The organism is Bartonella sp. CL100XZDX (genome assembly GCF_042195375.1).
Lineage (GTDB): Bacteria > Pseudomonadota > Alphaproteobacteria > Rhizobiales > Rhizobiaceae > Bartonella.
The window spans coordinates 1-23,095 of the sequence record NZ_JBHIOH010000058.1; the positions used below are offsets into that span (position 1 = coordinate 1).

21 protein-coding genes and 1 tRNA gene are annotated in these 23,095 nt (G+C 37.1%); 16 read left to right on the forward strand and 6 right to left on the reverse strand.

Features of this window, described 5'->3' with window-relative positions; translation table 11 throughout:
* Nucleotides 1-30 precede the first annotated feature (30 nt).
* Complete coding sequence (locus tag ACFILU_RS06395) at nucleotides 31-1,656, reverse strand: ABC transporter substrate-binding protein (RefSeq protein WP_375675249.1); 1,626 nt, start codon at nucleotides 1,654-1,656, stop codon at nucleotides 31-33.
* 1,122 nt (nucleotides 1,657-2,778) lie between these two features.
* Between ACFILU_RS06395 and ACFILU_RS06400 the strand changes: the two genes are divergently transcribed.
* Entirely contained in the window at nucleotides 2,779-3,042 is a 264-nt protein-coding gene (locus tag ACFILU_RS06400; RefSeq protein WP_375675273.1) for a DUF6460 domain-containing protein, read from the forward strand.
* Between the two features lie 22 nt (nucleotides 3,043-3,064).
* Here ACFILU_RS06400 and ACFILU_RS06405 read toward each other — a convergent pair whose 3' ends face one another.
* From ACFILU_RS06405 to ACFILU_RS06415, 3 genes are all read right to left on the reverse strand, one after another.
* On the reverse strand, nucleotides 3,065-3,874 hold the full coding sequence (locus tag ACFILU_RS06405; RefSeq protein WP_375675251.1) for a TIGR02186 family protein: 810 nt from the start codon (nucleotides 3,872-3,874) through the stop codon (nucleotides 3,065-3,067).
* A gap of 2 nt (nucleotides 3,875-3,876) precedes the next feature.
* A complete protein-coding gene (locus ACFILU_RS06410) occupies nucleotides 3,877-4,797 on the reverse strand; it encodes a sulfite exporter TauE/SafE family protein (RefSeq protein ID WP_375613503.1) in 921 nt (306 codons plus the stop codon).
* 179 nt (nucleotides 4,798-4,976) lie between these two features.
* Nucleotides 4,977-5,795, reverse strand: coding sequence for a hypothetical protein (locus tag ACFILU_RS06415; protein ID WP_375675253.1), 819 nt, complete (start codon nucleotides 5,793-5,795; stop codon nucleotides 4,977-4,979).
* 436 nt (nucleotides 5,796-6,231) lie between these two features.
* Here ACFILU_RS06415 and ACFILU_RS06420 point away from each other — a divergent pair, with 436 nt between their 5' ends.
* From ACFILU_RS06420 to ACFILU_RS06430, 3 genes are read left to right on the forward strand one after another with little or no spacing between them, the layout of a single operon-like run.
* On the forward strand, nucleotides 6,232-6,978 hold the full coding sequence (locus tag ACFILU_RS06420; protein ID WP_375663188.1) for an electron transfer flavoprotein subunit beta/FixA family protein: 747 nt from the start codon (nucleotides 6,232-6,234) through the stop codon (nucleotides 6,976-6,978).
* 51 nt (nucleotides 6,979-7,029) lie between these two features.
* Nucleotides 7,030-7,950, forward strand: coding sequence for an electron transfer flavoprotein subunit alpha/FixB family protein (locus ACFILU_RS06425; protein WP_273790718.1), 921 nt, complete (start codon nucleotides 7,030-7,032; stop codon nucleotides 7,948-7,950).
* A gap of 3 nt (nucleotides 7,951-7,953) precedes the next feature.
* A complete protein-coding gene (locus ACFILU_RS06430) occupies nucleotides 7,954-9,618 on the forward strand; it encodes a 4Fe-4S dicluster domain-containing protein (RefSeq protein WP_375643626.1) in 1,665 nt (554 codons plus the stop codon).
* 592 nt (nucleotides 9,619-10,210) lie between these two features.
* On the opposite strand, the gene ACFILU_RS06435 is transcribed toward ACFILU_RS06430, so the two are convergent.
* Nucleotides 10,211-10,348, reverse strand: a complete 138-nt coding sequence (locus tag ACFILU_RS06435) for a hypothetical protein (RefSeq protein ID WP_375675255.1) — start codon at nucleotides 10,346-10,348, stop codon at nucleotides 10,211-10,213.
* Between the two features lie 1,310 nt (nucleotides 10,349-11,658).
* Between ACFILU_RS06435 and rsmI the strand changes: the two genes are divergently transcribed.
* The 4 genes from rsmI (at nucleotide 11,659) to ACFILU_RS06455 (ending at nucleotide 14,114) form a co-directional block, all read left to right on the forward strand.
* On the forward strand, nucleotides 11,659-12,546 hold the full coding sequence (gene rsmI / locus ACFILU_RS06440; RefSeq protein WP_375675257.1) for a 16S rRNA (cytidine(1402)-2'-O)-methyltransferase: 888 nt from the start codon (nucleotides 11,659-11,661) through the stop codon (nucleotides 12,544-12,546).
* 4 nt (nucleotides 12,547-12,550) lie between these two features.
* A complete protein-coding gene (locus ACFILU_RS06445) occupies nucleotides 12,551-12,919 on the forward strand; it encodes a YraN family protein (RefSeq protein ID WP_375626549.1) in 369 nt (122 codons plus the stop codon).
* A gap of 102 nt (nucleotides 12,920-13,021) precedes the next feature.
* Nucleotides 13,022-13,267: a hypothetical protein gene (locus tag ACFILU_RS06450; RefSeq protein WP_330168884.1), complete on the forward strand. Its 246-nt coding sequence runs from the start codon at nucleotides 13,022-13,024 to the stop codon at nucleotides 13,265-13,267.
* A 55-nt stretch (nucleotides 13,268-13,322) separates the two neighbouring features.
* On the forward strand, nucleotides 13,323-14,114 hold the full coding sequence (locus tag ACFILU_RS06455) for a pyrroline-5-carboxylate reductase (RefSeq protein ID WP_375675259.1): 792 nt from the start codon (nucleotides 13,323-13,325) through the stop codon (nucleotides 14,112-14,114).
* Nucleotides 14,115-14,504: 390 nt separating this feature from the next.
* Here ACFILU_RS06455 and ACFILU_RS06460 read toward each other — a convergent pair whose 3' ends face one another.
* Nucleotides 14,505-15,566: an Mrp/NBP35 family ATP-binding protein gene (locus ACFILU_RS06460; protein ID WP_375675261.1), complete on the reverse strand. Its 1,062-nt coding sequence runs from the start codon at nucleotides 15,564-15,566 to the stop codon at nucleotides 14,505-14,507.
* Between the two features lie 577 nt (nucleotides 15,567-16,143).
* On the opposite strand from ACFILU_RS06460, the gene rpmH reads away from it, so the two are divergent.
* The 8 genes from rpmH (at nucleotide 16,144) to ACFILU_RS06500 (ending at nucleotide 22,968) form a co-directional block, all read left to right on the forward strand.
* Entirely contained in the window at nucleotides 16,144-16,278 is a 135-nt protein-coding gene (gene rpmH, locus ACFILU_RS06465; protein ID WP_005864709.1) for a 50S ribosomal protein L34, read from the forward strand.
* Nucleotides 16,279-16,395: 117 nt separating this feature from the next.
* A complete protein-coding gene (gene rnpA, locus ACFILU_RS06470) occupies nucleotides 16,396-16,788 on the forward strand; it encodes a ribonuclease P protein component (protein WP_375675263.1) in 393 nt (130 codons plus the stop codon).
* On the forward strand, nucleotides 16,778-18,616 hold the full coding sequence (gene yidC, locus ACFILU_RS06475) for a membrane protein insertase YidC (RefSeq protein WP_375675265.1): 1,839 nt from the start codon (nucleotides 16,778-16,780) through the stop codon (nucleotides 18,614-18,616). The genes rnpA and yidC overlap by 11 nt, the downstream gene beginning before the upstream one ends.
* On the forward strand, nucleotides 18,613-19,257 hold the full coding sequence (gene yihA, locus ACFILU_RS06480; protein WP_375675267.1) for a ribosome biogenesis GTP-binding protein YihA/YsxC: 645 nt from the start codon (nucleotides 18,613-18,615) through the stop codon (nucleotides 19,255-19,257). Before yidC ends, yihA begins: the two co-directional genes overlap by 4 nt.
* A 139-nt stretch (nucleotides 19,258-19,396) precedes the next feature.
* Entirely contained in the window at nucleotides 19,397-20,089 is a 693-nt protein-coding gene (locus ACFILU_RS06485) for a glutathione S-transferase family protein (RefSeq protein WP_273790709.1), read from the forward strand.
* A 1,219-nt stretch (nucleotides 20,090-21,308) separates the two neighbouring features.
* Complete coding sequence (dapB, locus tag ACFILU_RS06490) at nucleotides 21,309-22,121, forward strand: 4-hydroxy-tetrahydrodipicolinate reductase (RefSeq protein WP_375675269.1); 813 nt, start codon at nucleotides 21,309-21,311, stop codon at nucleotides 22,119-22,121.
* 28 nt (nucleotides 22,122-22,149) lie between these two features.
* Complete coding sequence (locus ACFILU_RS06495) at nucleotides 22,150-22,770, forward strand: 2,3-bisphosphoglycerate-dependent phosphoglycerate mutase (RefSeq protein ID WP_375675271.1); 621 nt, start codon at nucleotides 22,150-22,152, stop codon at nucleotides 22,768-22,770.
* A 113-nt stretch (nucleotides 22,771-22,883) separates the two neighbouring features.
* Nucleotides 22,884-22,968: transfer RNA gene (locus ACFILU_RS06500), tRNA-Leu, on the forward strand.
* The last annotated feature ends 127 nt before the right edge of the window (nucleotides 22,969-23,095 follow it).

The window sequence follows — 23,095 nt, forward strand, 5'->3', positions numbered from 1 at the left end:
GTTTTTTATATTTTATAAACCTGATCCTTCTTATTTTTCAATTGCACTATAAAAAATACGTGGTGCACTATTCCAAACCCACTTTTTGACATCAGGCGTCATCGCAATAACAGTATATTTCTGATAGATAAACGCATAAGGTCCTTTTTGCATAAGTTCACGTTGTAAATCAGCATATATTTGTGCCCGTTTTTGCGGATCTTTTTGAAACAACGCCTCTTCAACTTTTTTATTCATTTTGGCATCAAAATACCCATGCTGCCAACTAGGATAGGCTGTATTTTTTGCCTCAAGCCGATTATCTGGATTATAAACAAGACGTGAAGCCATTGTATGAGGATCCGCAGAATCATTATTCCATCCGATAAAAGCCGTATCAAAAGCCCGTGCATTCACTTTTGAAAACAACTGTGTACCTGCTACACGTTCAATTTTAAGACGCACGCCCGCCTGTGCTGCACTATCTTGAAGTGACTGAGCAAGTAACAAAGTATAAGGAGCATTTGAGACAATAAAATTTGCTTCAAATCCGTTCGGATAACCGGCCTCTGCTAAAAGCTGTTTTGCTTTTTGAATATCAAGCTTAAAGGGCTGCCCCTCTTTTTCATCCAAAGCTCCAAGATTACCAAGAGGAATAAAACTGGCCCGTGGAACACCAATCCCTTTAAGAAGCTTCTTGCCTAGACCTTCATAATCTATAAGATAACGCATCGCCAAGCGTACTTTTTCCTTAGCAAAAATAGGATTCGTCGTATTGAATCCCCAGTACATCATGGATGGTTCTAACACTTCCTTGATTTTAACATCTGTTGTTTTTTGCAGATCTGCAAGATCTTCAGGTGTCAAATTACGAGCAACATCAATATCATGTTTTTGCAACAACAAGCGTTGTGTTCCGGGCTCTGCAACATGGCGAATTAAAATCTGCTTCAGTTTAGGCGCTTGTCCCCAATAGTGAGAGCTTGCACGCAACAAAAGAGCTTCTCCAGGGCGCCAACTTTTTAACTGATAAGGACCAACACAAGCAGCATGACTCTTCAAATACTGATTTCCCAAATCACCATTTTTTTCGTGTTTCATAATCGTGTTACGATCAAGCAAAGCTGTTGCAGGACTTGCAACAATATTATTAAGAATAAGTTCTGCTGGATAAGGTTTATCAAATTTCATCACAACTGTTTTCTCATCAGGAGCTTGCAAAGCATCATCAACATTTTGTTCTACAATTCCATATTCATTAAAAATTGCCGCATTACCCATCTTCAATTTGACAATCCGCTTCATACCCCAAACAAGATCATTGGCATTGGCTGATCTGCCATTATTAAACTTCAAACCATCACGCAAATGAAAAGTAATCATCGTACTGTGATCATCACCTGAAACATCCCAATGCGTTGCTAAAGCAGGAACCATTTTAGCAGGATCATCTGTCGCAGTACTCACCAAGTTATCACAAACATTGCGAACAATTTCACTTCCATAAACATCATTGAGCTGCGCAGGATCAAACGTACTGATTGCATCAAGATTCCAAGCCATCACAAGGGTATCAGCCGGTGTTTTTGCTAAAACCTGTTGTCCAACTACCCCCAGTGCAATAAAAGCAGAAACAAGAAAGCTGCTCCCTTTCAATATTTTTTTCTTCAAGTTCATAACTTTTCCTTTTAAATAAAGTTTATTATATAAATTTCCCACGCAACAAGAACATGCTTAATCATAAGGTTAGACGATCCATAGGCCCCTAAAACAAAGTATTAAAACTTTCAAACAGCACCACTTTCCAACCTTTTCTCCTGTCCATACTTAACAAGCCCCCAATATGCACCGAAAAGCAATTTAATATATGATGAATGACATAACCCATCACAAATCTATTGATAATATTACAACGTCTACCATTGAACGCGATAAGACAAAGACTTCTTCTCTATTATCAGGCAAGCTTGTCACTTCTTTCTTCTAGCGTTTTTATGCCATCAAAGGGCTCTCCCCTGTTAACTCAAGCGCCTTAATAACGAAGAACCCTAATAATAATTTGATATTTTAACAAAACAGAAAAATTCACCCATCGGCTAACATGAAACACCTCTACCCCTTCTGCAAGAGGAATTTTGAATTTTTCCATAATTCCCCACTAAATAACGGCTTCTAATTATATCTTATTTCCAAATAAAAGGAGCACGGGCACCACAAACCTCTTACATTCCCTCACGCGGATATACATAACAAAACTTTTTTCAACATCGTATTTTTAATATCTTTGCTCCTTTAACAACACTCAATTCATTGCTTATCATTGCTTACATTTTTTCAGAAAAAAAGATCTTTTCAGTGCACCAAGGTTGAAATATCTAAATATAATACTTATATAAGCATACCCTTATTAGAATAGATAGTCTTTTTTTAAGTAAACTGTCTTGAAATATTATTTCTATACACGACAATAATAAGTTCGTTACAAAATCTTCAATATACTAGAACTCTCACTCTGATGTGAAATATCGAAACGTTATAAAATTTCTCTACAAATTCTCAGAAACAAAAGGATATCCCTTTATTTAATAAAAAAGGGCCATGAAAATATCGCAAAAAATGCAATAAAACATGTGTATATTTCAAAAACCAGCACCGTTAACCAGACTAAGGTGATAAACTCAAAAAAGTAAGAAAAAATAAAAAAATGTTTTTCCTTTATGATAATAACATCGCTGTACCATGATAATACAATAAAAAACACGATCTTTGAAAGTATATTAAAATGAAGCGAAAAAAAAAATATTAGATTCTTTTCATGCGTTTCTTGGAGAAAAATCAAGCCGCGTTAGTCTAAAATTGCTTATCCTTTCATTCTTCATTGGTATCGTAATGAATTTTTTGGGATGGACACCTCGAAACCTCATACAAAAAATAGTCGATTTTTTTCAATCACTATGGGAAGCAGGATTTATAACGCTTACAAATTTCTTCCATATAACTATGACAGGAGCTATTGTTGTTGTGCCTATTTTTCTTATCTTACGAATTTTTCATAAAAAATAAAAGCCTTAACATTTTCCTTGCGTTAATCTTTTCGAAAAATCAAACGACACAAAAATCCTGTAGTAATAGCAATAATCACTGCAACAATACCATATAAAAAACGATACTTGTGCGCTGCATAAAAAATTGTATAGGTGATATGTGCTTTAACAATTTCAAGAGTCGTTGTTGCACTATCAATAAACTGTCCATCACGAAAAAGATAAGCACGAACTTTATAATGTCCAACCGGAATATTTGCTGGCAAACGAAAATGCGCTGTGAAAAGTGTGTCAGAACCAAAACGAACCCCACCCACTTCCTCATAATAAAGGCTTTTAGCTTTTTGCAATTTTATAAGTTCATCGCGAAAGATTTGTATTTTTTTCTGATCTTGTTCTTCCGTCTGCAATGGCAAATAGAGTAATCCTAACCCTAAGCGTTTATAATCTTCAATGCTCGTAATATCGTCAATTTCACGTGTTGTGACCATAGAGTAAAAAAGAGGAACCTTTTTAAAAATAAGAGAATCTGTATTGACCCATACACCGGCATTGCGTTTTTTTTCTCGCATCACCATTGTCCGATCTTGTCCCTCCAAGCTTACAACAATATCATAACGGTTCTGTCGAGAATATAACGGATCAATATTTTCCAAAACACCAGCAATATAAAGATCACGACCAGCAAAATTTGCATCCACAGTAATCGTATTCGTTGTTACAATAATTTGGACAGTTTCGTGGTCAACTTGATCAATGAATGTAGCTGGCGTCCCAACATGTGACCATGTAGAAAAAGAAATAAAACAAAAGCAACCTGTAATGATGTATAAAGAAAATAATCTACCCATTTTTATCTCATAAGAATATCCAGAGAGAAAAGATTATCAGGGCGTATAAATAATTGAAAAGCAAGACGCATACACACAATCAACACTAAAAATGCAAGTGCCATACGCAATTGTTCAGCCTTTAACTTCCGTCCAACCCGTGTTCCATATTGCGCACCAATACTTCCTCCAAGCATTAACAAAAAAGCCAAGACAATATCAACGGACTGATTAGTCATACTTTGCAAAACTGTCGTGAAAGAAGACACAAATGTAATCTGAAAAAGTGAAGTCCCAATCACCACACTGGTTGGAACACGCAGAAGATAAATCAATGCTGGTATCATAAAGAACCCCCCACCAATTCCCATAATAGAAGACAACAACCCCACAATGAGACCAATCCCTAAAACTGGAATAATGCTAACATATATCATAGATGTCCGAAAACGCATTTTTAAGGGTAAGCGATGAATCCAATTATGTCGACCAGCAAGACGAATATTGGCTTTTCCTGCCTTACGCTTGCGCATCATATCATACCAACTTTCAACGATCATCAAGCTTCCTACACTTCCAAGAAGAATCACATAAAGAAGCGAAATCATTAAGTCTAATTGACCTAACTTTTTCAAAACAGAGAAAACCTGAATCCCGATTAAAGAACCAATCCCTCCTCCAATCGCCAAAAGAATACCAAGTTTAATATCGAGCGTACGTCTTCTAAAATGTGTAATTGCTCCTGTTACAGATGACGCAATCATCTGGTTAGCACCTGTTCCAACAGCAATAGCAGGAGGAATATTATAAAAAATCAATAACGGCGTGATGAGAAACCCACCACCGATTCCAAAAAGTCCTGAAAAAAAACCAGCAACGACTCCCATACCAATCAAGATCAGCATATTGAGTGACATTTCAGCAATTGGTAAATAAATACTCACTTACAGAACCTTCAAGATAATTTGAGGTTTTTTTTACAATTAGAGAATCCTTCTCCAATTATCCTCTTTTCCAATAATCTCTGTTGCGTGTTTAAAAGGATAATTTTAGTTGCTATAGCTTCCGCACAAACACGAATGCGCAATACATTTCACATCTATTAACATCAACATCATAAAAATTAAAAAAAACGAGCTCCTTTTAAAAAGCTATAAAAACATAACGTTATCGCTACCACAAATGCAACGGTTAAAAAACAAAGAACACCTTTTTTTAGCAAATAAGATAAAAACGACACATGTTCCCGAGACTGCGTCCTTAAAGAAGAAAAATCATTCTCAATACAATGATTAGATGCCTGAGCACCCATCATACCTTTTTCTTCTATCACAGCATGCTCCACTACCCCCTCAACCTTTTTAAAAGAAGATTTCAGAGCATCACTGGGCAAATGGCTTCTATCTTCTTGCTGCACCGTATTTTCAACATTTGTTTGGAGTGAAATTATGCTGTTTTCGTTCGAAAAATTTTGCACCTTTTGAAGTAATAAGCGTTCTTGATTTCCCTCACATTCCATGTGAGCAAGTTTTTGTACAACAGAATCAGGTGATTTTGAACGAGACACCCGTCGTGTTACCGCTGCTTCTTCTAAGCTTTTTTTTTCACTCTGCAAACTTTGAACAATTGTTTTAATCTGCTCTAAAGACTGGAAAAGCTTTTTTTCTCTTTGACGACGTATATAATGTTCAGCCAAAATGGCCCGACTAATATCATCTAAGTAAGATTTAAAATGCTCTTCTACCGAACTCTGCTGCATTAAAGAACGAGGCGAATGCTTCATTTGCATTTGCGCATAAACGGTGCGTAATTTTTGAGCAATATCCGACATCGTTACTTCTACAGAAGTATCCATGCTCTCTTTCTGTTTAACAAAAGAAAAGACTTTATCGTTCCTAACCTGTTTGGTCGCCTGGCCGATCGTATGACCCTTCGTATTCACAAACGCCTACCCCTCATTAACCTTTTTGAAAAGAATCGCAACAAATGATAAGAAAGTGTGCTCTATTTTAGTAAATAGAGCTTTAAGAACTCCCAAAAACTTTTTTGTTAGAAATATTTTTCCCCCATTTTTATCTTTTTTACTTAATTTTTCATTGCATAAAGGACCTATTGCACCATCATAAACAAAGCATAAGAAACTAAAAAAATATTCTCACAAGACAAATTGATTTTTTTACTTTTTATTCAAGCAAATAGGGCAATTATGGCAATGCAAAAATATGAAGATTGAAAATGACGACGAGAAAGTACAAGTAAACGTAAAAAAAGCTTATATGAAAGAGAACACAAGTTATAAATTGAGACTTCATTCTAAACAATTTTGTTTCTTATGAGTATTGCTATAAACTTATGACGTACAAACAAAGAGGATCATTATGAAGATAATTGTCGCTGTCAAACGTGTTGTTGATTATAACATCAAGATACGCGTCAAACCTGATAATACAGGCGTTGATCTGTCTCACGTAAAAATGTCTATGAATCCTTTTGATGAGATAGCCGTGGAGGAGGCCATTCGCCAAAAAGAATCCGGTAAAATTTCAGAAGTTCTTCTTGTTTCAATTGGCCCAGAAGCAGCCAAAGAAACTCTACGAACAGGACTTGCAATGGGAGCTGATCGCGCACTTCTTGTCACAACGGATCAAACACTTGAACCCTTAGCAATTGCTAAGGTTCTCAAAACCATTGTTGATGAAGAAAAACCTAATATGGTCTTTTTAGGAAAACAAGCAATTGATGACGATAGCAACCAAACAGGACAAATGCTCGCTGCTCTTCTTGGGTGGGGACAAGCAACTTTTGCCTCACATCTTAACATAGAAAATGGGCATGCTACAGTTACTCGTGAAGTTGATAATGGAACACAAACCCTTTGTCTTCCCCTTCCCATGGTTATGACCGCCGATCTACGGCTCAATGAACCGCGTTACACCTCTCTCCCCAATATCATGAAAGCAAAAAAGAAAATCATTGAACAAAAATCTCTTACTGATCTTGGCGTCGATACGAAAGCACGCTTAACAATTTTAAGCGTTGAAGAGCCAAAACCCCGTCAATCCGGTATAAAAGTGGCAAATGTAGTAGAACTTGTCAGAGCCTTAAAACAGAAGAACTGCATTTAATATTCTCACCACTAGAGTAAAAGCAACACTCACATAAAAGGGCAAAAACTTATGGCAATTCTTTTATTGGCCGATCATAATACAGAAGAAACAGCAAAAGCACTCACCGCTGCACGCGTACTCAGTAATGATATCGATATTCTGGTTTGCGGAGAAAAAATTCAAACGATAGCGGAAAATAGTGCTAAACTTAATGGTGTGCGGCAAGTTCTTATTGCAAAAGCAGACTATTTAGCCCATCAACTTGCCGAGCCTATGGCAGATACAATTCTCACGTTAGCAAATGATTATGATGTGATCATGGCAGCATCCAGCAGTACTGGGAAAAATGTGATGCCGCGCGTAGCAGCTCTTCTTGATCTTATGCAAATTTCAGATATTACCGCCATTCTTTCACCCAATACCTTCAAACGACCAATTTATGCAGGCAATGCATTTGAAACTGTCCGCACCAATGATTATAAAAAGATTATAACAGTTCGCACCGCTTCTTTCACCCCAACGCCTTCCCAAAATAATTCTGCTCCCATTAAAACAATAACACCAGCTCCCAATCCAAATCTTTCTTCTTTCGTAAAAGCAGAGACAAACAAAAGTGATCGTCCTGAGCTCACCTCAGCACGTGTTATTATATCAGGCGGGCGTGGTCTTGGTTCTCAAGAGAAATTTATGGCCCTGCTTCTTCCTCTTGCAAACAAATTAAATGCTGCTTTAGGTGCCAGCCGCGCAGCAGTGGATGCAGGCTATGCTCCCAATGATTGGCAAATTGGACAAACAGGAAAAGTCGTTGCCCCTGAACTCTATATCGCCGTTGGCATTTCCGGTGCAATCCAGCATGTAGCCGGTATAATGGATGCACAAATTATTGTTGCCATTAATAAAGATGAAGAAGCTCCCATCATGCAAATTGCCGATTACACCCTTGTAGGTGATCTCCACCAAATTATTCCAGAATTGGAGAAAGCTTTATAAGCCATGAAAGCACCTCTGCATGACCAACGTGAAAGTATGGAGTTTGATATAGTCATTGTCGGAGCAGGACCTGCAGGGCTTTCTGCCGCAATTCGTTTTAAACAAATTAATCCTGAGCTTTCTGTCACAATTGTTGAAAAAGGGACCGAAGTTGGTGCACATATTCTCTCTGGCGCAGTTGTTGACCCCATTGGTATCGATACACTCTTACCAGAATGGCGAAATGATAACGACCATCCCTTCACAACCCCTGTCACACAGGACCAATTTTTTTTTCTAAAGCCTCAAAAGTCCACAGTATTTCCCAATATTTTGCACCCTAAAATCTTATCAAATAACGGATGTTATATCGTTTCGCTTGGGAGCGTCTGCCGCTGGCTAAGCAAAAAAGCTGAAGCGTTGGGTGTTGAAATCTATCCTGGTTTTGCAGCAACAGAACCCATCATCCAAAAAGATAACGGAGCTATTATTGGTGTTCTCACCGGAGATATGGGGCTTAACAAAGATGGAACCCCTGGAAAAAATTATATGCCTGGGATGGCTTTATTGGCAAAATATACTCTGATTGCGGAAGGAGCACGCGGCTCAATTGCAAAACAACTGATACAACATTTTAATCTTAGCAAAAATCGAGAACCACAAAAATTTGGTCTTGGTCTCAAGGAGCTCTGGGAAATTGCCCCCAACAAACACCAACGCGGTTTAGTACAACATTTCACTGGTTGGCCCTTAGACAATAATACCGGTGGCGGTGGCTTTATTTATCACCAAGAAAACAATATCATTTCTGTCGGTTTTGTTGTGCACTTAGATTACAAAAATCCTTACCTTTCTCCCTTTGAAGAATTTCAACGTTTTAAAACACATCCAAAACTCTATAAAATCTTTAAAGGCGCAAAACGTCTTTCCTATGGTGCACGTGTTATCAGCGAAGGAGGTTGGCAATCTGTACCAAAACTCACCTTTCCTGGTGGGGCGCTTATTGGCTGCTCTGCTGGATTTGTCAATGTTCCTCGTATCAAAGGATCACACAATGCCATCTTATCTGGCATATTAGCTGCCGATAAAATTGCTACCGCTCTTGCACAAGGGCGTGCCCATGATGAGGTTAAAGAAATCGAAGAACAATGGCGAAAAGGGCTCATTGGAAAAGATCTTTATAAAGTGCGAAATGCCAAACCGCTTTGGGCAAAATATGGGACAAAATATGGAATTAAACTTGCTGGTTTTGATATGTGGTGGCAACAACTGTTCGGATTTTCCTTATTTAAAACACTCTCCCATGGAAAGGAAGATTATGCATGCCTTGAACCAGCAGAAAAATTTCAACCCATTTCTTACCCAAAACCAGATGGCGTTGTAACCTTTGATCGCCTTTCAAGTGTTGCCCTTTCCAATACGCATCATGAAGAAAATCAACCTTGTCATTTAAAAATAGCCTCATTAAAAAAACAAAAAGACTCTGAATATGCGATCTATGGAGGACCCTCAACACGCTATTGTCCCGCCGCTGTCTACGAGTGGCTAGAGGATAATGATCATCTGACTTATATGATCAACGCTTCAAATTGCATACATTGTAAAACATGCGATATCAAAGATCCAAACCAAAATATCACTTGGATCTGTCCGCAAGGTAATGAGGGCCCCTTCTATCCCAATATGTAATCATTGTTCATTTTCCTAAAATTGAAATATACAAAACACATTGAATAAAAATATTTCCCAGATCAGAAATCTATCAATCACCTTCCTTCATACGTTCTTTCACAATGTAAAAAGAACTCTATTCTCATATAAAATACTCTCTTCACCGCATGACTTTTTTCAATAGAAAAACATAACATATTTTTATCAAAATTTTTTTATCTAAATAACAAAACAATAATGAATATATTCTTGAAAATTCTGCAATAAAGGAAAAACCGCGGTTCTCGAAAATCTGAAAGAAAATAAGCCCGTTCTACTTTACCCCCTCTCCCACATGATCCAAAATGCTTTTAGCCCTCTCATAAGAAACATCAATCGTTTTAACTAGCCAAGAGCCCCCCCTGAAGATGCGCTTCACATTTATTTTTTCTCCTACACTTGGCAAGTAATGCTCACTCAAGAAAACCACAAACAAATGTAGAAAAAACATTGCGAGATAAAGAGATAAAGAGCATGCTTGCTCAAGCCCTTTTTATGTTTCTAATGATAATGACACGAAAAAATCTTACATTAACCTTTTATTTTTGCATTAAAGATAATCGTCTTGTATCTAACCTTTACCAATATACTGCCCTTTACCAATATACTGCAATGAATGTGTACAAATACCGTAAGAATAAGCAGATACCAAGCCATGGAGACTATCGCTATTAGCAAAACATCTGATAAAAACCAAAATAGCTTTCATGACCACTCTATGACGCGTTTTATAGAGTTGTTTGTTTATAAAGCTTGTGCTTTCGCTGTTGCTTGTAAATCAACATCCAAATTGAACATAGTGGTATATTTAAAAGAAAGATTAAGATGAATGAAAGCTCTGCACGCCGTTCCAGATTTTGTAGCTAGAGCAAAAATATTGCATATTCTATTTGAGTAATCTCTGAAACGAAAATACAGTTTCATTTAGCAAGAATATGAAACCTGAAAGGAAAAAACCTGTTTTCCTCTTTACTATCATCTGTCCATTTGGTTTTTAAACTTTCAAAAGCATCACAATATCCTCTAAAAAGAAGAGATAACGTATTGTCCCCGCTTTTATTACTTACGTTTTTTTATAGGAGCATATCCTTCAAAAAAATAAGGTATCCAAAATTAAAGCAGACTTGTGTTGTTCAATCATGGGCTTGTTTTTAAGAGATAGCTCTCATATCAAACAATTATTTCGCGACACTATCCGAAAAAGGTATAACACACTCCTGTGAACGAACAGTTCCATATTTACGAAATAAAAAGTACAAGCTAACAGCATAATTTTCTCTGCGATCCCCAATGATGCGATAATCTTTGCTTTGAGAAGGTTTCAAGATGCACGAAAATAATTTTAATTAATGACTATAAGAAGAGCTGAGATAATGTTACGATATTTAAAGCTCCTAATTAATAGGCAAAATAATAAATTTTCCATTATAAATAAAATCTTTAAGATAAAAATTAGCCTTAAACTTTTCTAAGGTACTCATTATACTGTTAAAGCTATAGAGAATATGAAAAAATAAAGTATTTTGCTGATAAGAGCTTATATTTAATCAATAACAATACAGTCAGCTGCTAGTTAACTGTTTGTGCTTCAAAAGAGGCTGTTTACATTTGCTCAGAAAAACAGTTTGGATATCAATAGAATATTTGAAAAATCGGCATTATGAAAATAATCTAAAAAGCTTAGCTTTTAAAAGAGCATAACCAAGCATGAGATGATAACATGGGTAAAATTGTTTTTTGGTTCTCGAAGGCAAAACTTTATAGAAAATCATGGGGCTGATAGAATATTGGTTACATTTGGAATTTGTTTTACTGGAAAAAATAATGCGGACCAAAATAGATAATAATGTTAAATTAAGACGTTAAATATGAAATTATCTTATTGTAGTGTAATCGATTATTCGAGTAAGGTAAGCCTTTGTAATGATAAAAAATGTGCTGGTAAAAAATAAGCCAAAATGGCTTATAAGTATGGATAAAAATCTTGTAGTGAGGAGAATTTAATGAAAAGAAAAGAGCATGTGTGAAAAAGCATATTTTATAGGTGCGCATGCTTATTCTGCACCCGTTATAGAATCAGGGCTTTATCTTGTGGCAACACCTATCGGAAATCTTGCAGATATTACGCTTCGTTCTTTGCAAGTGCTTGCAGGAATTGATATTTTAGCGTGTGAGGATACGCGAGTAACACGTGTTTTGTTAGAACGTTACGGTATTCAAAAAAAAACTTTTCTCTATCATGAATATAATGCGCAAAAAGCGGGTCCGAAGCTCTTAGCGGCTTTAGCAGAAAACAAAACAGTAGCGCTTGTGTCAGATGCGGGAACACCACTTATTTCTGATCCTGGATTTAGATTGGTGGAAGAAGCCCGTAAAGCTGGTCATAAAATTATTCCTATTCCTGGAGCATCTGCTCTTTTAGCCGCTCTTATACCGACAGGGCTTCCTACTGATAGCTTTTTTTTTGCAGGTTTTTTGAGTGCACGCAAGCTACAGCGCAGAAAACGATTGGAACAATTAAAAGAGATTCCAGCAACTTTGATTTTTTATGAATCACCGCATCGTCTTGTTGAAACTTTACAGGATATGGTCACACTTTTTTCAGCTGATCGACCTGCTGCCATTTGTCGTGAATTAACAAAAAAGTTTGAAACAGTAGATGTTTCCAATTTGGGAGACTTATTAGAAAATTACAGAAAACAAGCACATATTCGTGGGGAAATTGTTGTACTTGTTGGAGAATCATCTTCTTCTTTAAATGTGATAAGTGATCAAGAAATTGATGAAATGCTCTTAGAACGCGCACGGACACATTCTGCTGCTCAAGCAGCAGCTTTTGTTGCAAAAAAAACCGGTTTTAAAAAGCAGGAACTTTTTCAGCGATTAATCTTTTTAAAAAATGCGTAAAATGATACAAAAAAAACGTAGACAAAAGTCTTTTTATCGAGGGATTCGTGCAGAAAAATTGGCCGCTTGGTGGCTACGTTGCAAAGGGTTTCACATTGCCGAAAGGCGTTTTAAAACAAAATGTGGGGAAATTGATTTAATTGCACGACGTGGAAATCTTGTGTTAATCGTTGAAGTTAAAGCACGTTCAACGTTGGCTGAAGCAATGGAAGCGGTTTCCCGAATGAATGAACGGCGAATTGAAGCAGCTGCCGATATTTGGCTCGCACGGCAAAAAGATTATGCCCTTTTGTCTGTACGCTTTGATTTAATTGCAGTTTTACCTTGGCGTTGGCCACAGCATATCCCTGCATTTTTTACATCTGATCAATAAAAGGCAGCCCCCGTTTTAACCATATTCAATAAAAAACATTTCGTTTTTATGTGCATGTGCGTTAAAAAGTGTGTAATAATTGAGCGCTATAAGGAGCGAAATATGGATGATTATGAAAAGTTTGCAACAGGTTTGCTCATTGTTTTTGGAGCGCTGATTATTGGTGGTTTAATGGCAATGCATATTGTGCTTATGAATAAACCAGGTTTTTTATTTGCATTAGCCGCAGCTGTTGTTGGTTGGTTTTCTGCTTTTGCCGTTCTCTTTGACAAGCCTAAAATCTATTTGGGCTTGATTATTTTTGCTATGTTATGTGTTGCTTCTTCAATTAGCGTTTATGTTAGTTAAAACACTTGAGATGTTGATTAAGATTCCTTTTAAATTGTAAAACTGAGAAATAGAAATGAGACTTGGCTTTTTAGGAACGGGTACAATCAGTGCTTCAATGGTGAATGGCTTAATGACAAGCACCTTTGATGTTTCTTCTATTGTTGTTTCACCTCGCAATGCACAAACAGCAGAGCGCCTTTCACGCACCTATGATACGGTTATGATTGCTGAAAATAACCAAGCGTTGCTCGATATTAGTGATTGTGTTTTTCTTTGCTTGCCCAATCAAATTGCAGAAGACGTTTTGCGCTCTCTTTGTTTTCGTCCAGAACAGCTGGTTATTTCCGTACTTGCTATGGCAAAAGCAGCAGAAATAGAAGAGTGGATTAATCATAAAGTTTATCGTGCTGTTCCATTACCTTTTGTTGCAGAATGCAAAAATTTGACACCAATCTATCCCGATCATCCCTTTTTACGCACTTTATTTGATGCATTGGGGGGCACATTAGTGCTGGATAAGGAAGAGCAGTTTAATCTTTTTATGACAGCAGGTTCACTTATGGGAGTATATTTTAATTTTATAGAAACTGCCCATCAATGGTTTATAACACAAGGGTTAAAAAAACAGCAATCAGCAGAATTCCTTACTATGATGTTTGGAAATCTTACGGATGAAATGCGTAAAATTACAGCAACGGATCATTCTGCATTTCTCGATTTTGCACTGCTTGAAAAAGAGTTTTCAACAAAGGGTGGGACAAATGAATTTTTGTCAGATTACTTTTCTCATCAAGGGGGAAGGAATGCTTTAACAACCGCTCTTGAGGCTACTTTGCAAAAAATGAATGCTTCTAAAAAGACTTGACCAATATTTTTATCATCTCAATAAGAAAAAACTAAATGTTGAAGATGTATATCAAGAAAACTCACATCGAAAAATGCTTTTTTTACACCTGAAAAAATACTATTTTATGAAAAAATTGATTATTAAAATATTTTTTACAACCTTTTACAATTTTTCTAAATTATTTTTATTTTCTGTCTTCTTCTTTTAGCCTCAAGTCCAATATTTTTTCTACCTCACGGCTCTAACTCTTCAATTTGCTTCCCCTTCAGGTTATCCAAACGCATGAATAGTTTTTTATTTATTTAACCTAATATACTCCGTTCTCACATTAAAACTTCCCCTTACAAAGAAGAAACTATTTTTATGTCTTTCATGATTGTGTTTTAATAAACTCTCTAAAAAAAACATTCAAAAGAGTTGATTTTTTATTTGATCAACAATTTTACGATATAGTTTAGCATGCTCTTCACTAGGCTTAGAAACAAAAATAGGGACCCCCTCATCTGAAGAAAATCTTAAAGCCGCATCAAGCGGTATTTCCGCTAAGAAAGGGACTTCTCGACGTTCCGCTTCTGCCCGTGCACCACCATAGCCAAAAATATCATAGCGTTTTCCTGTATCAGGAGCGATAAAATAACTCATATTCTCAATGAGTCCTAAAATAGGAACATTGACTTTCATGAACATTTCTATTGCTTTACGCGCATCCACTAAAGCAAGATCTTGGGGCGTAGAGACAACCAACGCACCTGTTAATTGTACCTGTTGAGCAAGCGTTAATTGTGCATCCCCTGTACCGGGCGGCATATCAACGACCAAAATGTCCAGAGGTCCCCATACAACATCTCGTAACAATTGCGTTACAGCTGCCATAACCATAGGACCACGCCATACTACCGGCTTTTCTTCCTCAACCAAAAATCCCATCGACATCAATTTAAGTCCGAATTTTTCAAGAGGTTGAATCTTTTTTTCTCCAATAAGCTGTGGTTTTTGATTAACAAGTCCTGTCAAACGTGGCAACGAAGGACCATAAATATCAGCATCCATCACCCCCGTCTTGAAACCAGAATCTTGTAAAGCTAAGGCGATATTTACTGCCATCGTAGATTTTCCTACCCCTCCTTTTCCAGAAGCAACAGCAATCACATGCCGCACACCTTCTATGGGCATTTTGATAGGTAAGAGATTTGCTCTCCGTCTAGGTACTGCATTTGTTGTTTTTTCTGCTGTAAGTGTGACAACAACAGATTGCACTCCTTCCAAGGCACATACCATCTTTTCAGCAGAACGACGCAATGATTCCCATTCTTGCACACCTCCATCAGGAACTGTAATAGAAAAGAAAACCTTACCATCAGCAATCAATATTTCTGAAAGAAGACCCAACGACACAATATCGCTTTCAAGATCTGGTCCTTTGATTGTACGTAATACGTTGCGGACAGCTTCACTTGTGATAGGATCCACGTTCTTTCCTCTCTATAAAAATACCAGCAAATACAAGCATAAGAACAAAAAATACTTACAGGCTTATCATCTGATAATTTTCTACTTTACTCAGCATTATAAAGTATACATTACTTATATCTTATTCTCTTTAAAAATATGAAACCATCCTTAAATAAAGAAGCTCAAACATAGAATCTGATATAAATCCTATTAATCATGTTTGTGCTACAACCACTTTAATGAATATTCTGATAAAAATTTTGTAAAAAAAAACTCTTAATATTAAAGGATATTTTAAATTGAGCATACAGTAATCAGTCACACTTTCTTTAATTCTTTAACGCCCTAGCCATTTACGTTCTGTAGATTCAATTGTTATTTTCTAACACTCTTACAGTATTGTAAAAAAGTGTCACAGACAGTTATAAGGTGTTTTGTATTCTTTCAAGAGAGAGAAAAACAATCTAAGATTGACTTTTTTTATATTTTTCCTTATGGGTTAACAGCCGTATGATAGGATAAAATTATCCCTCTCGCGCATAACTGCTCGTAAAACGAAGATTAAGAAGGGCCGCACTCCGCGGTATTTAAATAAATGAAACGTACTTACCAACCCTCTAAACTTGTCCGTAAACGCCGCCATGGGTTTCGTGCACGCATGGCCACAGCTGGAGGACGTAAAGTTATTGCTGCAAGACGTGCTCGTGGACGTAAGCGGCTCTCTGCCTAACCATTTAAATTTTCACAACCTTTGAGGATTGCTCATCATTTCTTCGTTGTGAAACTTTCATTATGAACCTCTAATGCCTGCTTGCAGGCATTTAGTGAAATTGCGAAATGTTCTTTTATGAAGAAAAAACATCCCTGCCGTATTCGCAAAAGAGCAGATTTTTTGGCTGTCCGTACAGGAGAAAAACGACGTGGTCCTTTATTTTTGCTCGAAGTTAAATCTCGTGAACAAATAACAGAAAGAAAAGATTCTCTTTTTGCACGTGTAGGCTTCACTGTTACTCGTAAAAACGGTAATGCTGTGAAACGTAATCGTATTAAAAGGCGCTTGCGTGAAGCCGTGAGAGTTGGTGTAACAAACCACATGGAAGCAGGAACAGATTATGTTATTGTAGCGTACCGTGATGTGTTACATGTGCCTTTTACATCCTTGATTAGTGAATTAAATCGGCGAATAAAACCAAAAATAAAACATCAGCAACAACAACAAGGGTGTACGGATGGAATATAACCGTAATTTCTTTATCGCTATTGGCTTATCTTTCGTAGTGCTCATCGCATGGCAATTTCTTCATGTTGCTCCCAAACAAGCAAAGTTACAAAAACAACATGTCATCACACAGCAATTGTCAAAACAACAATCAGCCCTTTCTACTACCACGACGGATTTTTCTGACGATACCTCAACGCATCAAGCAACATCTATCATCGAACAGCCAATGACACCTGAAATCCGGAAAGCTGTATTGGCCAAAACAGAGCGTATTGCGATCCAAACCAATGAACTGGAAGGCTCTATTAATCTTGTTGGTGCACAATTTGATGATCTTCACCTCAAAAAATATCGTTTAACAGTCGATAAAAAATCACCGGAAATCGATTTGCTAAACCCTAAAGGTTTCAAAACGACCTACCTTGCTGAATTTGGTTTTGCAAGTGCGTCTTTGCCAGCAAAAGCCTTGCCACAATCGGATACAAAATGGCAAGTAGAGGGAAACAATACAATCCTGACTCCTTCAACACCTATCACTTTAATTTATAATAATGGACAGGGACAAATCTTCCGACGGACCCTTTCTGTTGATGATCATTTCATGTTTACCATTGAGGATTCTATCAGCAATGAAAGTGATCAACCAATACATCTCTCGTCCTATGCCCGCGTTGCACGTGCTGCGCCACCAGAACATACAAATGCAACCTATTTACTTCATGAAGGTATGATAGGTATTGCTGGAGATTCGCTCAAAACTGAAAAATATAAAACCTTAGCAGAGCTTGACCCAAATCCTGATAATGGGCAAAAGAGCGTGACTTTTTCCAAAGTAACAGGAGGTTGGATTGGTATTACCGATAAATATTGGGCTGTAGCAGTTATTCCCCCGCAAAATAAAGAATATACAAGCCGTTTTATTTATTTTGATCGTTTGCAAACACATTATCAGTCTGACTTGCTAGGGTCGCTTTTAACGATTGCCCCAAATGAAACAAAAACTGTTACAAATCGTCTTTTTGCTGGTGCAAAACAAGTTGAAATTATTAATAGTTATCAAAATGACCTAAAAATCAAAAAGTTTGCTCTTTTAATTGATTGGGGCTGGTTTGATTTCATCACCAAACCAATGTTTTCCCTCATTGATATTCTTTATAAACAAACAGGGAATTTTGGTATCGCCATCCTTCTTGTCACAGTGCTCTTAAAAACTCTTCTTTTCCCTCTAGCCAATAAATCTTATAAATCTATGGCACGCATGAAGCTTTTACAACCGCGGTTGCTAGAAATAAAAGAAAAGTATCCCGATGACCAAACCAAACAACAAAAGGCAATAATAGAACTATATAAAACCGAAAAAATAAATCCCCTTGCAGGCTGTTGGCCGATGTTGGTTCAATTCCCAATATTCTTTGCTCTTTATAAAGTTCTCTATATCACCATTGAAATGCGCCATGCCCCTTTCTTTGGCTGGATTAAAGATTTAGCGGCACCCGATCCAACTTCTCTTTTTAACTTGTTTGGTCTCTTGCCATATACAACGCCAACATTTCTTATGATTGGTGCATGGCCTTTGATTATGGGAATAACGATGTTTTTACAGATGCGTATGAATCCCGCTCCTCAAGACCAAACCCAAGCGATGATATTCACATGGATGCCTGTTGTCTTTACTTTTATGCTCGCCTCTTTCCCTGTTGGTCTCGTCATCTATTGGGCATGGAACAATATATTATCAATCATTCAGCAAGGTATCATGATGAAGCGCCAAGGAGTTAAAATTGAGCTTTTTGATAATCTGAAAGCCATCTGGAGAAGATCATCCAAAAAAGAAGTGCATGAATGACAAGAGATTCTTCCCTTTCTGGAATTTTTTCTCGCAATTGGATTTTTATTCGTGGTGTACCAGCAATACGCTTTCTCCCCCCCGAAGGACCACCAGAAATTGCATTTGCAGGACGTTCCAATGTTGGAAAATCATCTTTAATCAACGCACTCGTTCAACAAAAAAGCTTAGCACGTACCTCAAATACACCAGGACGGACTCAAGAGCTTAATTATTTTGTCCCCGATGGCTTCAGTGGGCAACTAGGAGACCTTCCCCCTCTAGCATTAGTAGATATGCCTGGTTATGGTTTTGCTGCTGCTCCTAAAAATCTCGTTGATGAGTGGACAAATTTGATTTTTAGCTATTTACGGGGGCGCACAACGTTAAAACGTGTCTATATCTTGATTGATTCACGGCACGGAATCAAAAATAATGATGAGGATGTTCTTGCTCTCCTTGATAAAGCAGCCGTTTCCTATCAAATTGTTTTGACAAAAAGCGATAAAATCAAATCAAATGCCTTGGAAAAATTAATTATGAGCACACAAACAAAGCTTCTTAAACGTCCAGCAGCTTATCCTGAGCTTCTTGTAACCTCTTCAGAAAAAGCTCTCGGTTTAGAAGAATTACGTGCTGCCATTTTGCAAACCATCGCATAAGAGAACAATTCCTAGTCATTAACAATTTATTAATTATAATTACTAGCAGCTACTAATGATCTTGTACTTCTAGTCAAGCATCTTTATAAAAATGGTTACTTGAAAGAATTCTCTTCAACTCTATTTGATAGTGTAAATTATGCTGACACTTTTTCACTCTCCCCTATCCGCTGCCTCGCGCTTCATACGCCTCATTCTTGGGGAATATGGTGTAACCACTCAACTGATTGAAGAATATGAATGGGCAAGAAGACACGAATTTCTAGCCCTCAATCCCGCTGGTCATGTTCCTGTTTTTCTCGATGAACACGAGGTTCCATTATCAGGTCCTCTTGTTATCTGCGAATATTTAGACGAAACACATGGAAGTTTACGACAAGAAAATAAGCTCTTTCCGGAAAATCCTTTAGATCGTGCGGAAGTACGCCGTCTCAATGACTGGTTCTTAAATAAATTCGAAAATGAAGCAACGCGCCATATCGTACGAGAACGAATCCATAAACGTGAAATGCCACTTGCCATTGGCGGTGGTGCTCCTAATTCACAAATTTTACGCAATGCACGTGCCAATATTTTACCACATATGAACTATCTCAATTGGCTCTGTGCCTCTCGCGATAGCTTAGTCGGTTCTGCCTTGTCCTATGCAGATCTAGCAGCAGCAGCTTCTATTTCTGTACTTGACTTTCTAGGGGAAATTGACTGGGAACAATCTCCTGCTGCCAAAGACTGGTATATGAGAATAAAATCACGCCCTTCTTTTCGTTCTCTTTTAACAGATCGCGTCCGCGGAATTGTTGCAAGTGCTCACTATGCAGATCTTGATTTCTAGCCTTCTCTCACCAACAAAAATAAAAGTGATATTTTATCTAAAGGATATTTATAGGTTTATGAATTTTTATGCATGCGTATAAACGATATAATGATTTATAATCGTATTCAACAGGGAATAAGACCCATTATAATTGAATCAAAAAAAAATACTTTCTTATCGTGTCACAAAAAAAGATTAGCACAGGAATAAAAAATATTTAAGAAAGCATTTTAACGACTCTCTTTAAATACAAGAGCTGTAGCATCATTAGAAGCTAGGCAAATAAAATAACAATACTTAACGCATGTTATCCTCAAGTCTCCCCAATATATGAAAAAACGCATTGCATAACATATATACTATTTGCTCTATAATAAAAAAAATCCTCATCATGCGTTTTTATAACATAACAATTTTTTCAACTGACTTTCCTAAAAGATGAAGAATCCGACCAACTCTCGTGTGTAAACAATCCAACTTCTTGTTAGCCCCTTGTTTTTACCCCCTTTTTACGTGATTGTATTTATGGATAACATATTTATATACAATGATAAATAATCATTTTTTTACTTTAATCATCAATTCCAAATACCTTTTTCTCATTACCTTCATCACATTTAAAACAATCAAAATCGCTTTCTTATGCGTCACAAATAGAATTGGTAAATGAAAGAATATTAAAGAAAAGAATGAAAATGCCTAAGTGCCAAGAATTATTAAAACATTAAAGGCTAACAAAACGTGATAATGCTAATTTTCTCTATTTATGAAGCATAAAGATAGTGGTGCAGAATAGATGTTATATTATTCATGGATACTCTCTCGTGATACCACTCACGAGCACTATCATAAAATAAGTTTAGAAGAATTGATAAATATTTCTTTAAGAAAAGCGCATGAATTGACAACATAGGTGTATTTTGTTTGGGAGATCTTGTTTTGCATGAAGAACGCTCCCCCCTTAAAGAACGAAAAAAACAAAAGCGTAAAGTAATACACAATCTCCTTTAGGTGTCATAAGCAAACCTTACTTAGGAATATTCATTACACACTCTAACGAAAAACATCTCTATTTAAATTTGTAGATCTTATATCACTTGCTCTAAACAACAGTATTTTACAGCACAACAAGATAAATTAAAGCAGGAAAAAAATTTTTCTATAAAGAAAAAGAACCATTGGAAAGAAGGCAAGAATTTGCCTATACTGCACAGTAAAGTATTATAAGGAGATAAAAATGCGCCTTACAGTTGTTGGTGCAAATGGAAGAATGGGACGTGAACTCATTACAGCAATCCAGCAGAGGAGAGATGTAGAACTTTGTGCTGTTCTTGTACGCAAAGGCTCACCGTTTGTAGGAAAAGATGCCAGTGCCTTAATTGGTTCAGATTCTCTTGGGATTGGTATCACTGACGATCCCGAAAATGCCTTTTCTAATACAGAAGGTATTTTAGATTTTTCACAACCAGAAGCCAGTATTCTTTATGCTAACTACGCTGCTCAAAAAAGCCTTGTCCATATTATTGGCACCACAGGATTTAGCAAAACAGAAGAAGAAAAAATTGCAGATTTTGCGAAATATACAACAATTGTCAAATCCGGAAATATGAGCCTTGGAATAAATCTTTTAGCCAACCTTGTAAAGAAAGCCGCTAAAGCATTAGAAGCCGATGATTTTGATATCGAAGTTTATGAAATGCATCACGCTAACAAAGTTGACGCCCCTTCTGGAACAGCCCTTCTTCTTGGCCAAGCAGCAGCTGAAGGGCGCAATGTTATGCTTAAAAATGTGCGTGTCAACGAACGCAATGGTCATATAGGTAAACGCAAAAAAGGCACCATTGGCTTTTCCTGTTCACGTGGTGGGACAGTTGTTGGAGAACACAGTATCATTTTTGCCGGCTCCAATGAGCGCATTGTTCTTTCACATACAGCGCAAGAACGCTCTATCTTTGCCAATGGCGCATTAAAAGCAGCTTTATGGGCACAAAATCATGAAAGCGGTCTTTATTCAATGTTCGATGTTTTGGGATTGAACAATGAATTTTAAACAATCAATAGAATAGAGGCAATTCATAATGGGACGCATACTTACACTAATTCGTCATGGACAAAGTGAATGGAATCTCAAAAACCTTTTTACCGGTTGGAAAGATCCTGATTTAACAGAAAAAGGTCATGCCGAAGCGATAGCAGCAGGAAAAAAACTGAAAGAATATGGTTTGAAGTTTGATATCGCTTATACATCAGCCTTACAGCGTGCTCAAAAAACCGCTCAGCACATTTTAGAGCAAATGGGACAATCAGATTTAGAAGTGATAAAAAATCCTGCATTAAATGAACGTAATTATGGTGATCTTTCTGGTTTAGATAAAGATGAAGTACGCCAACAATGCGGGCAAGAGCAAGTGCAAATGTGGCGCCGCTCCTATACAATTGCACCCCCGAATGGAGAAAGCCTACGCGACACCGGTGCGCGCATCTGGCCTTATTATCTTTACCATATCCAGCCTCATATTTTGCGCTCCCAAACTGTTTTAATCGCAGCGCATGGAAATTCTCTTCGTGCTCTTATTATGGCGCTTGAAGGTCTCTCCGGTGAGGAAATTATATCTCAAGAATTAGCGACCGGTATTCCTATTATTTACACATTTAATCCGGATTCAACAATTTTATCAAAGAAAGTCCTCACACCTTAAACTTCTAAAATCATGATCTCCCCAAAAATTCAATTCAATCGTTTTAAGCTGAAAAAATAAATTCTATAATTTTATTGACAGAATTGCGTCATGCGCTTAGATGAATTTTATGAGCCCAGATGGCGGAATTGGTAGACGCGCAGGTTTCAGGTACCTGTGCCGTAAGGCGTGGAGGTTCGAGTCCTCTTTTGGGCACCATTTTATTTCTTAAACATATTGAAATATATAGATTTTTTCTTTAAACAGCTATTTTAAGGCCACCTTTTAGACCACCTTCTACAGTTTATATAATTTTACCTAATTTGTTCTTATTTGCTCCTTATTT

Coding starts and splice junctions, on each gene's coding strand:
- dapB (WP_375675269.1), top strand. CDS start 21,309: ATGCGCCTTACAGTTGTTGGTGCAAATGGAAGAATGGGACGTGAACTC.
- ACFILU_RS06435 (WP_375675255.1), bottom strand. CDS start 10,348: ATGAAAGCTATTTTGGTTTTTATCAGATGTTTTGCTAATAGCGATAGT.
- ACFILU_RS06425 (WP_273790718.1), top strand. CDS start 7,030: ATGGCAATTCTTTTATTGGCCGATCATAATACAGAAGAAACAGCAAAA.
- yihA (WP_375675267.1), top strand. CDS start 18,613: ATGACAAGAGATTCTTCCCTTTCTGGAATTTTTTCTCGCAATTGGATT.
- ACFILU_RS06455 (WP_375675259.1), top strand. CDS start 13,323: ATGAGACTTGGCTTTTTAGGAACGGGTACAATCAGTGCTTCAATGGTG.
- ACFILU_RS06395 (WP_375675249.1), bottom strand. CDS start 1,656: ATGAACTTGAAGAAAAAAATATTGAAAGGGAGCAGCTTTCTTGTTTCT.
- ACFILU_RS06420 (WP_375663188.1), top strand. CDS start 6,232: ATGAAGATAATTGTCGCTGTCAAACGTGTTGTTGATTATAACATCAAG.
- yidC (WP_375675265.1), top strand. CDS start 16,778: ATGGAATATAACCGTAATTTCTTTATCGCTATTGGCTTATCTTTCGTA.
- ACFILU_RS06450 (WP_330168884.1), top strand. CDS start 13,022: ATGGATGATTATGAAAAGTTTGCAACAGGTTTGCTCATTGTTTTTGGA.
- ACFILU_RS06430 (WP_375643626.1), top strand. CDS start 7,954: ATGAAAGCACCTCTGCATGACCAACGTGAAAGTATGGAGTTTGATATA.
- ACFILU_RS06495 (WP_375675271.1), top strand. CDS start 22,150: ATGGGACGCATACTTACACTAATTCGTCATGGACAAAGTGAATGGAAT.
- ACFILU_RS06405 (WP_375675251.1), bottom strand. CDS start 3,874: ATGGGTAGATTATTTTCTTTATACATCATTACAGGTTGCTTTTGTTTT.
- rpmH (WP_005864709.1), top strand. CDS start 16,144: ATGAAACGTACTTACCAACCCTCTAAACTTGTCCGTAAACGCCGCCAT.
- ACFILU_RS06485 (WP_273790709.1), top strand. CDS start 19,397: ATGCTGACACTTTTTCACTCTCCCCTATCCGCTGCCTCGCGCTTCATA.
- rnpA (WP_375675263.1), top strand. CDS start 16,396: ATGAAGAAAAAACATCCCTGCCGTATTCGCAAAAGAGCAGATTTTTTG.
- rsmI (WP_375675257.1), top strand. CDS start 11,659: ATGTGTGAAAAAGCATATTTTATAGGTGCGCATGCTTATTCTGCACCC.